We start from the raw sequence: 9,777 nt of genomic DNA on the forward strand, positions 1-9,777 counted from the left end.
TGGCTTTGTGGTATTTTTAGTATCTCTAACTATATTATACCATATCTTAAGGAGGAAATCACCAAAAATTTATGTCATGAGCCCTGTCATTTAGGGCCTTAGACATTATACAAACGACTATTAAGTTACTTAACTAAGGAGGGGATATTTTGAAAAGAATAATTGCTGTGAATTCAAATACCTACCATGGATTTTCTCTCAAACAGGCAATTGCAGGGATTAAAGCTGCTGGTTTTAATTACATTGAACTTACTGCTACCAAAGGCTGGACAGAGCATGTTTTTCCAACCATGTCTTTAAGGAAATTATATGAGATAGAAGATCAGTTAATTGAGGCCGGGCTAACCCCAATTTCTTTAAGCGGTCACACAAATTTGATGGATAATAATCGGATCGATGATTTTATTGCTAATATTCGACTGGCCCATTTTTTTGGTTGCAAATATATTATTTCTTCGATTGGGGAAGCTCACCTGCAAGATGAGGCAGAACTTTCTGATCAGAAAACAGCCGCAAACATTAAAAGCTTAATTCCTTATTTGGAAGAATATAAGCTGATTTTAGGACTTGAAAACCATGGTAAACATGGAACAGGTAAGCATTTAAAAAAAATTGTTGAGCTGGTTGATTCTGAGCGAGTTGTAATTAATTATGATACAGCCAATGCTATTTTTTATGGAGAAGAAAACCTTGATTTAGAAACCGATTTAAAGTCTGCAGTAGAAAAAGTCGGACATCTGCATTTAAAAGATAAAGCGGGCTCTCAAAAAGAATGGAATTTTCCTGCTTTAGGTAAGGGTAAAATTGATTTTGAGTCTTTATTTAAAATTTTAAAAGAAAATAATAATAATTCTCCTTTCAGTATAGAAATAGAATTTACTGAAGAAGGGCCGACAGATCTGGCTGAGGTAAATGAAGCAGTAAGAGAATCCTATCAGTTTCTTAAAATAGCCGGTTTTGATATTTAACTTTGATTGACCAAAAGCTTTAAGGTGTTTCTGGATAATATATTTGATAGAAAATATGAGAAAGGGGGGGCAAATGCAAAAAATTGCTATTGTTGGTGTTGGAGGGATGGGTACAGTGCATTTTAATAACTATGCTCAAATTAACGAAGCTGAGGTGAAAGCAGTTGTTGGTCCTTCAGAGGATGATCGGCAGAAAGCAGCTAACTGGGGAGTGAAAATTTATCCGACAGTAGAAGAATTACTGGTGGCTGAAGAAGTTGATATTGTGGATATCTGCACCCCTACATTTTTGCATGTTGAGCATGCTCTTAAGGCTTTGAATGCTGGCAAAAATATAATAATTGAAAAACCAGTTGCTCTACATGAAGAGGATGCGGAAAGAATATTTGCGCTGGCTTCAGAGATGGATGCTCAGGTATTTGTTGGTCAGGTGCTTCATTTTACCAGGGAAGTTGAGATTTTAAAAGAAGCAGTAAGAAGTGAAAAATACGGTAAGGTGCTGGATGCTTATTTTACTCGTTTAACAGCAGCACCCAACTGGGTTCAGGGGGGATGGATGTTTGATAAAGAAAAGAGCGGACTTTTGCCATTTGATTTGCACATTCATGATCTTGATTTAATTATCAGCTTGTTTGGTAGGCCTGAAAGCTACAGTTTTAATGCTGCCGGCAGAAAAGAAAGTGAGTTTAAAGAGCACTATCGTTTTAATTATAATTTTGGAGATTTAAATGTTGGAGCTGAGGCAGCCTGGTTTAATGCAAACTATCCTTTTACTGCCTGCTGGCGTGTCTATTTTGAACAGGGTCTCTTAGTCAAAGAAGAGGGTCTTACTTTTTATCCACCTGAGGGAGATCCAGTAGAATTTGATATAGAATCAGAACCTAAAATTGAAACAGGTATTAATTTACCACCGACCGCAATGTTTTATCATGAACTTTCTCATTTTATTGATTGTGCGGAGAAAGGAGTAACAACGGATCGAATGACAAAGAAAGAATTAATTACAACAGTTGAAATTTTAGAAGAGATTGCTGGTTTACAATAATATTTTGAACAGAGAATCGATTAATTTGGACAGGGGTTTTAACAGCAGTTTTAGCTGCTGAGTCTTATAGAGATTTTCAATAAAAAAAGGAGGAAATTTATTATGAAAAAAGCTTTAGTGTTTCTGGTTACTTTTTCTCTCTTAGTGACTCTTGTTTTTGCTGGCAGTGTAAGTGCTCAGGATAAGTATAAGATTGGTGTTCTGGCCCCGGCAGTTACTCATGGTTGGGTAGCAGCAGTTGCCTATCATGCTGAGGCACGCTGTGAAGAACTTTCTGATCAGATTGAATATCGAATTCAGACCAGCAGTAATGCTGCTGAAATGACTTCGCAGCTTGATGATTTAAAAACCTGGGGAGCAGAAGCAATAGTTGCCTTCCCACAGTGGACAGGTATGGAAGTCCCAATTAGAATGGCAATTGAAGATGGAATTGAAGTAGTAAACTTTGATATTAAAATTGATGTTGATGGTGTTTATAGAGTAGCTGGAGATAACTATGATATGGGAGTTGAAGGTGCACACTATATTACAGATAAGATTGGTAAAGAGGGAACAGTAGTGATTTTAGAAGTTCCAACAGCTGGTTCAGTATCTGAACTCCGCAAAGCAGGATTTTTAGATACTCTAGAAGAAATAGGAGCTGATTTTGATCTGCATACTTATGCAACTAAGTTTACCCGTGAGGCAGGTCTAAGTGATATGTCAGATATTTTAATCAGACATGATCAGATTGATGCTGTTTATTCAATGGATGATGAAACCTCTATTGGGGTAGTTAAAGCAATTGAAGAAGCAGGTCGGGAAGATATCAAAGTAGTTACTGGTGGTGGAGGAATGCAGGAATACTTTGAAATGATGCCGGAGTATCAAAATATCTGGCTGGAGTCCGCACTTTATTCGCCAGCAATGGTAAAAGATGCTGTTGATATGGCATTAGATATCTTAAAGGGCAAAGATGTGCCTCAGGAAAAAATAATTCCTACTACCATAGTTGACCGTACAAATTATGAAAAGTTCCTGGATCCAGATTCTCCTTATTAATATTAAACAAATGGTTCAGTCAGCATTTTGAATTTCATAAACAATTATAATTGAGATATCAAATATACCAGATAATCAGAGGTTAAGAAATTTACCTGAATTATTGTACCAGAAAAGCAGGGATTTCATAGCCTCTGATTTGAATTGATGGGATGTGATTTAATGAAGATAGAAATGAAAAATATTTCCAGAGCATTTGGAGCAATTCAAGCCCTAAAAGATGTTGATTTTTCTGTTCAGGGAGGAGAAGTCTGTGCATTGATAGGAGAAAACGGAGCCGGAAAATCAACTCTAATGAATATTTTAGGAGGGGTACTGCCTGCTGATCAGGGAGAAATTTTAATTGACGGAGAAAAAGTAGAATTTAATTCGCCAGCTGAGTCATTGAATTCCGGGATAGCATTTATTCATCAGGAATTAAATTTGATCAATGATCTTCCCATTTATGAGAATATGTTTATTGGTCGGGAGTTGAAAAATAAGCGGGGTTTTTTAGATTTAGAAAAAATGGAGAGTAAGACGAGAGAAGTGTTTGAAAAAATGCAGATTAAGCTTGATCCGAAAACAATGGTTAGAGATCTTGATACATCCTATAAACAGATAGTTGAAATTTCAAGGGCAATTATGATGGATGCATCAATTATCATAATGGATGAGCCGACAACTTCGCTCACAGACCAGGAAATAGAGCGGGTATTTTCAATGATGGAAACTTTAAAAAAACATGATGTTGGAATAGTTTTTATTTCTCACAAATTGAGTGAAGTTATGGAATTTTGTGATCGTTATACTGTTCTTAGAAATGGAGAAACAGTTGCAGAAGGTTTAGTGGAAGAAGTTACTGTAGATCAGCTGGCTTATTCGATGGTTGGTCATGAAGTAAGAACAGAGTCACTGCAGCGAGAAACAGAATTTGGTGAGGAAGTTCTGAGAGTAGAAAATTTAACTTTTGAAAATAATTTTAAGGATATTTCATTTTCCGCTCATAAAGGAGAGATTCTGGGTGTTACAGGACTTTTGGGAGATGGACGCCGTGAACTTTTCGAAGCTATTTTTGGCAGCGGCCAGATTGAATCAGGAGAGATTTATTTAAAAGGTGAAAAAATTAGAGTCAGAAATACTACTGATGCTCTGCAGAAGGGAATAGGATATCTGCCCCGTGATCGTAAAGAAAATGGTATAATAAAAGATATGAATATTTTTGAGAATGCTTCAATTGTTACCTGGCCTATATTTGATAACTGGGGAGTTATTGATCTGGAAAGGCAGGAAAAAGAATTTGAACAGCAGGTGAAAGATCTACAGATTAAAATGGATCAAAAAAATGATCCGATAAATAGTCTTTCGGGTGGGAATCAACAAAAAATTGTACTTGCAAAATGGTTAATTGCAAGTCCGGAGCTCTTTATCCTGGATAATCCCACTCAGGGAGTTGATGTAGGAGCTAAAGAAGATATTTACGATATTATTTTAGAACTTGCAGCTGAAGATATTGCAGTAATTATTTTATCCAGTGAGGCCAAAGAAATTATTCGAATCTGTGACCGCAGTCTGGTGATGTATCATGGAATAATCCAGGGGGAACTTAAGGGAGATTCGATGACAGAACATGAGATTATGCGGCTGGCAACTGGTGCTCAGACTAATTCTAGGCAGGAGGGATCCTAAGATGCAGGATAAAGATAGAGAAAAAGGATTTAAAGATTGGTTTTTAGATAATTGGACAAATAAACCGATATTTAGCACCGGTATTGCCCTTGTTGTGATGATAATTTTACAGACCTGGAGTCTGGGGTTCGATTATGACTCTTTAGGCAGTTGGTTTCTTACCTGGATCAATAACTGGATAAATATTTTAAGAAATAATGCTGGAGTTGGTCTTATTGCTTTGGGAATGTCTTTTGTAATTATGTCAGCCGGAATTGATCTTTCTGTGGGATCAACTCTGGTAGCTGTTGGTGCTTCTTTGATGATGTTAATTGATAGAGGTCCCAATGGAATTCTAATTAATCTGGGAATTGAAGGAATACCAGCTATTTTTATTGCAGTAATTTTATCACTGGCAATTGGTTATTTTTTAGGTAATTTGAATGGGCTTTTAATTACCCGGGGGGGTATTCCACCTTTTGTGGTGACTCTGGCAACAATGAAATTCTACCGCAGTGTAACCCAGCACTTTATGCAGGGCTATAACCCAAGGGTACCAATGCAGTTTCTGGGGATTTCTAATTTTCAGATTGGCAGCTTTAGAGTGATGCCGGTAATTTACTGGCTGCTGATTGCAGGAGTTTTATATTTTGTCTCTAAACGGACAACATTTGGACGTCAAATTATTGCGGTTGGTTCCAACGAGCGTTCCGCTAACTTATCAGGGGTTAATGTTAAAAAAGTAAAGAGGAGAGTTTATGCAATTACCGGATTATTAGTATCTTTTGCAGCTATTATTCAGGTTTCCCGGATTGGATCAATGGATTATGCGAATGCTGGTAGTGGTTACGAGATGGAAGCAATTGCGGCAGCTGTTGTTGGTGGAACCAGCATGAGTGGAGGCCGCGGAACAGTAATTGGAACAATTCTTGGGGTTTTAATTATTGCTGTAATGAATAATCTGCTTAATTTACTTGGTGTTCCTCCTTTTCTGCGAGAGGCATTTAAAGGATTAATTTTAATTGGAGCTGTTTTAATGCAGAAAAAGCAGAAATCAGTTTGATTAAATTTATTTATATTTTGCGGAATATAGAATACTATTGAGAAGGCAAATAATTTAAACTGGGGAAGTGAGAAAATGGCTAAATTAAAAGTGGGAATTATTGGAACAGGTTTTGTTGGTCGAGCCCATGTTGAAGCATTAAGAAGAATCGGGAATGTTGAGGTTAAGGCAGTTGTGGCTAGTTCTTTAGAATCTTCTAAAAAAGCAGCGGCAGAATTAAATGTTCCTGGTTATTATGCTGATTATCTTAAAATGCTGGAAGAGGAGGATTTAGATATAGTTCATAACTGTACCCCTAATTATCTGCATTTTCCTATCAATCGAGATTTTCTGGAAGCAGGAGTCCATGTTTTTGCAGAAAAACCACTGGTGATGAATACAAAAGAGGGAAGAGAATTGCTGGAAATTATCGAAAAAAAAGAACTGTATACAGGAGTAAATTATAACTATCGGCATTATCCACTGGTTAAAGAAATGCAGAATCAGGTGCAGAAAGAGCTGGGAAAAATTCTTCATGTTCAAGGTCATTATTTGCAGGATTGGATGCTTTTTAAAACCGATTATAGCTGGCGTGTTGATCCTGAAAAAGGAGGTAAATCTAGAGTTGTAGCGGACATTGGATCTCATTTTTGTGATCTGCTGCAGTATCTGACTGGTAAAAAAATTAGTCGTTTAATTGCTAATACAAAAATTGTGTATTCTGAACGTAAAAAGCCGCTTTCTGAGGTGAAAAGTTTTGCTAAAGCTGATGCAGAGTCGGCGGAATATGAAGAATATCAGGTGGAAACAGAAGATTATGCTTCGATACTTTTTGAACTTGAAGATGGTACAGCAGGCAGTTTTATAGTTTCTCAGGTTAATGCCGGTCATAAAAATGATCTTTTTATCGAAATTAGTGGTAGTAAAAAGAGTATAAACTGGTCTCAGGAAAAGGCCAATCATTTATTTATTGGGCATCGGGAGCAGGCCAATCAGGATTTAGTTCGCGATCCTTCCCTCCTGGCTGGAAAAGCTGCTGAGCGCTGTTATTATCCAGGAGGTCATATTGAAGGTTGGTCAGAAGGTTTAAAAAACTCGATTAAGGATTTTTATGACTGTATCCGGGAAAATGGTGATCCAGCTGATTATGATTTTGCCACTTTTGCTGATGGTCAGCAGGAAGTTAAAATTACCGAGGCAATTTTAAAAAGCAGCCGGGAGGAAAAATGGATAGAAATTGAGTAAATTAATTATTTGGCTATGATATGGTTTTAATTATTAATTAAAATCTATTTTATAAATAACTTTAAAATACTTTTGAAATGGAGTGTTGAATATGGGAAGAAAAGTAACTTTATTTACCGGGCAGTGGGCAGACATGAAATTTGAAAATCTGGCACAGACTGTAAGTGAGATTGGTTATGATGGCCTGGAAATCGCCTGCTGGGGAGATCATCTGGATGTCCAAAAAGCAGCCAGAGAAAGTTCTTATGTAGAAAAGAAGTTAGCAATTTTGGATAAATATAATTTGGGAGTCTGGGCTATTGGCAACCATCTTGCCGGTCAGTGTGTTGGAGATCGTTATGATCCTCGTCTTGATAATTTTGCTCCGGAAAAATATGCAGGCAAACCGGATGAAATACAAAAATGGGCAATAGAAGAAATGCAGCTTACAGCAGTAGCAGCAGGTAATCTTGGTGTTAATCTAGTTACAGGTTTTACAGGTTCTCCTATCTGGAAGTTTTTTTATTCTTTCCCTCAGACCACAGAATCAATGATCGAAGAAGGATTTGATCGGATAGTTGAGCTGTGGAATCCAATTTTAGATGTATTTAAAGAAAATGGGGTTAAATTTGCTCTGGAGGTGCATCCGACAGAAATTGCATTTGATTTTTATACAGCTCAAAAACTTTTAGATAAATTTGACTGGCGGCCTGAATTCGGAATTAATTTTGATCCAAGTCACTTAATCTGGCAGGGACTGACTCCTCATTTGTTTTTGAGAGATTTTAGTGAGAGAATTTATCATGTGCATATGAAAGATGCAGCAGTGACTTTAAATGGACGGGAGGGAATTTTAGGCTCGCATCTCCCCTTTGGTGACCGCAGAAGAGGATGGGATTTTCGTTCTCTTGGACATGGAGATATAGATTTTGATGAAATAATTAGAGAATTAAATCTGATGAATTATACTGGACCCCTATCTGTAGAATGGGAAGATAGTGGAATGGATAGAATTTATGGTGCTCGGGAAGCACTTAACTTTGTCCGGGATATAGATTTTAAGCCCTCAGAACTGGCCTTTGATGATTCGATGGAAAAATAATATTTTATGGTACCAGGTTCAAAACGACCGTTTTGAACCTGGTTAAAGTGCGTTATTTCACAAAAACAAATAATTATATTTCTTATTATTAGCCTGTTTCCAGTATCTGGGGCAGGTTATTTTTTATATAATATTATTTAGCAAAAAAATCACTTAAACACTTATTATTTTTATTTAAATTCACATATGTGCAAAAACAATCATAAAATAATATAATTTATTCTTGACATATCCCATATTTTAGTATTATAATTTAAATATAGTAAAATAAATCAAACAAAAACTATCACATATGTTAAAAAAATGAACAGAGGTGATTAAAATTAACAGAGAAAGAATGAGAACTTTAAAAAAGGTTGCACATTTGTACTATGAAAAGAATATGAATCAAAAGGAAATTGCAAAAATAGTAGATGTCTCAAGATCACAAATTTCACGAATGTTAACTGAAGCAAAAAATGAGGGGATAGTTAAAATTACTATTTTAGACACAGTTGACTCCTGTGAACACCTGGAAGAATCTTTAAAAAAATATTTTGGTTTAAAAGATGCAATTGTTGTTCCAACAACCAGCTATATTCCAGATATGATCAGACAGGTGGTTGGTCAGGCGGCAGCAAATTATTTAAACAGTATAATTAAGAGCAATCAAAAAATAGGGGTTTCCTGGGGAATTTCAGTTTATGAGATGATTAAGTCTATGAAATCATTAAATCTGGCAGAAACTACAGGTATTGAAGTTGTTCAATTAATAGGAGGACTTGGTCAAACCTCAACAACTTTACAATCTTTTAGTCTTGCAAATGAACTCTCTAATATTTTAGATGGACAATCGCATTTAATGCATGCTCCTGGTTTTGTCAGCAACTCAAATTTAGTGGATAATTTAAAGAAAGATAAAGAAATTGGGGCAATTTTAGAAAAGGGCAGAAACGTTGATATAGCTCTAATGGGACTTGATGCTTTATGGAAACACAGATCTCTGGTTCAGGTAGATAACTTAACAGAAAATGATTTGGATTTATTAGAAGAAAAAGGTGCAGTTGGTCAAAGCTGTTTTAGATTTTATGATATTAATGGAAATATCTGTAGTAAATCTATTGACGAGCGGGTTTTAAGTATATCTTTAGCTGAGCTTAAAGATATCGAAACAGTGATTGGAATTGCAACATCATTGGATACTACAGAAGCTATTTTAGGAGGATTACGGAATGGTTTTCTTGATGTTTTAGTTAGTGATGAAAAAACTGTCGAAGAAATAATTTTTCAGCAGGAAGATTTTTTAGAGCAAAATAATTAGTAGAAGGAGTAGTCTAAATGATCTTTTATAAGAAGAAGAATAAATATCTGAGCATATTTATATTTTTGCTTCCCAGTGTTCTGGGATTAATAGTATTCGGAATATTGCCAATGTTGGGTTCTTTATCGCTAAGTTTTTCAGAATGGGATATCATAAGTGGTCCACCTAAACTGATAGGATTAGATAATTTTGTTAACATCTTAAAAAGTGAAGAGTTTTGGCGAGTCTTAAATAATACCCTTTATTATATTATCCTTTATATCCCACTAATTTTAATTTCTTCGCTTTCACTTGCTCTTTTATTAAATAATAACTCAACTTTCGGCGTTAGAAATCATTAATGATTTCTTGATATAACCAGGAAGAAGCTCAAAAAAGTAGTCTAATAGGTCATTTATCTTTTCTTCA

9 protein-coding genes are annotated in these 9,777 nt (G+C 35.8%); all 9 read left to right on the plus strand.

Annotation, left to right across the window (positions count from 1 at the left end; genetic code table 11):
• Positions 1–149 precede the first annotated feature (149 nt).
• Positions 150–968: a sugar phosphate isomerase/epimerase gene (locus DFR80_RS14610; RefSeq protein ID WP_114490435.1), complete on the plus strand. Its 819-nt coding sequence runs from the start codon at positions 150–152 to the stop codon at positions 966–968.
• A gap of 73 nt (positions 969–1,041) precedes the next feature.
• Positions 1,042–2,013 carry a Gfo/Idh/MocA family protein gene (locus DFR80_RS14615; protein ID WP_114490436.1) on the plus strand — a complete coding sequence of 324 codons (972 nt, stop codon included), beginning with the start codon at positions 1,042–1,044 and terminating at the stop codon, positions 2,011–2,013.
• Between the two features lie 102 nt (positions 2,014–2,115).
• On the plus strand, positions 2,116–3,054 hold the full coding sequence (locus DFR80_RS14620; RefSeq protein ID WP_076545673.1) for an ABC transporter substrate-binding protein: 939 nt from the start codon (positions 2,116–2,118) through the stop codon (positions 3,052–3,054).
• Between the two features lie 162 nt (positions 3,055–3,216).
• Positions 3,217–4,722 (plus strand): sugar ABC transporter ATP-binding protein, encoded by a 1,506-nt coding sequence (locus DFR80_RS14625; RefSeq protein WP_076545674.1) that lies wholly within the window; start codon positions 3,217–3,219, stop codon positions 4,720–4,722.
• A gap of 1 nt (position 4,723) precedes the next feature.
• The gene (locus tag DFR80_RS14630) at positions 4,724–5,764 is read left to right on the plus strand and encodes an ABC transporter permease (RefSeq protein WP_076545675.1); all 1,041 of its coding nucleotides are present in this window, start codon (positions 4,724–4,726) and stop codon (positions 5,762–5,764) included.
• 75 nt (positions 5,765–5,839) lie between these two features.
• Positions 5,840–6,988, plus strand: a complete 1,149-nt coding sequence (locus tag DFR80_RS14635) for a Gfo/Idh/MocA family protein (protein ID WP_076545676.1) — start codon at positions 5,840–5,842, stop codon at positions 6,986–6,988.
• Positions 6,989–7,079: 91 nt separating this feature from the next.
• Complete coding sequence (locus DFR80_RS14640; RefSeq protein WP_076545677.1) at positions 7,080–8,069, plus strand: sugar phosphate isomerase/epimerase; 990 nt, start codon at positions 7,080–7,082, stop codon at positions 8,067–8,069.
• A gap of 337 nt (positions 8,070–8,406) precedes the next feature.
• Positions 8,407–9,369 carry a sugar-binding transcriptional regulator gene (locus DFR80_RS14645; protein ID WP_076545678.1) on the plus strand — a complete coding sequence of 321 codons (963 nt, stop codon included), beginning with the start codon at positions 8,407–8,409 and terminating at the stop codon, positions 9,367–9,369.
• 17 nt (positions 9,370–9,386) lie between these two features.
• On the plus strand, positions 9,387–9,710 hold the full coding sequence (locus DFR80_RS14650) for a sugar ABC transporter permease (protein WP_114490437.1): 324 nt from the start codon (positions 9,387–9,389) through the stop codon (positions 9,708–9,710).
• The last annotated feature ends 67 nt before the right edge of the window (positions 9,711–9,777 follow it).

Source organism: Halanaerobium sp. ST460_2HS_T2 (assembly GCF_003337665.1).
In the GTDB taxonomy this organism is placed as follows: domain Bacteria; phylum Bacillota; class Halanaerobiia; order Halanaerobiales; family Halanaerobiaceae; genus Halanaerobium; species Halanaerobium kushneri.

Coding starts and splice junctions, on each gene's coding strand:
- DFR80_RS14625 (WP_076545674.1), top strand. CDS start 3,217: ATGAAGATAGAAATGAAAAATATTTCCAGAGCATTTGGAGCAATTCAA.
- DFR80_RS14635 (WP_076545676.1), top strand. CDS start 5,840: ATGGCTAAATTAAAAGTGGGAATTATTGGAACAGGTTTTGTTGGTCGA.
- DFR80_RS14630 (WP_076545675.1), top strand. CDS start 4,724: ATGCAGGATAAAGATAGAGAAAAAGGATTTAAAGATTGGTTTTTAGAT.
- DFR80_RS14620 (WP_076545673.1), top strand. CDS start 2,116: ATGAAAAAAGCTTTAGTGTTTCTGGTTACTTTTTCTCTCTTAGTGACT.
- DFR80_RS14615 (WP_114490436.1), top strand. CDS start 1,042: ATGCAAAAAATTGCTATTGTTGGTGTTGGAGGGATGGGTACAGTGCAT.
- DFR80_RS14650 (WP_114490437.1), top strand. CDS start 9,387: ATGATCTTTTATAAGAAGAAGAATAAATATCTGAGCATATTTATATTT.
- DFR80_RS14640 (WP_076545677.1), top strand. CDS start 7,080: ATGGGAAGAAAAGTAACTTTATTTACCGGGCAGTGGGCAGACATGAAA.
- DFR80_RS14645 (WP_076545678.1), top strand. CDS start 8,407: ATGAGAACTTTAAAAAAGGTTGCACATTTGTACTATGAAAAGAATATG.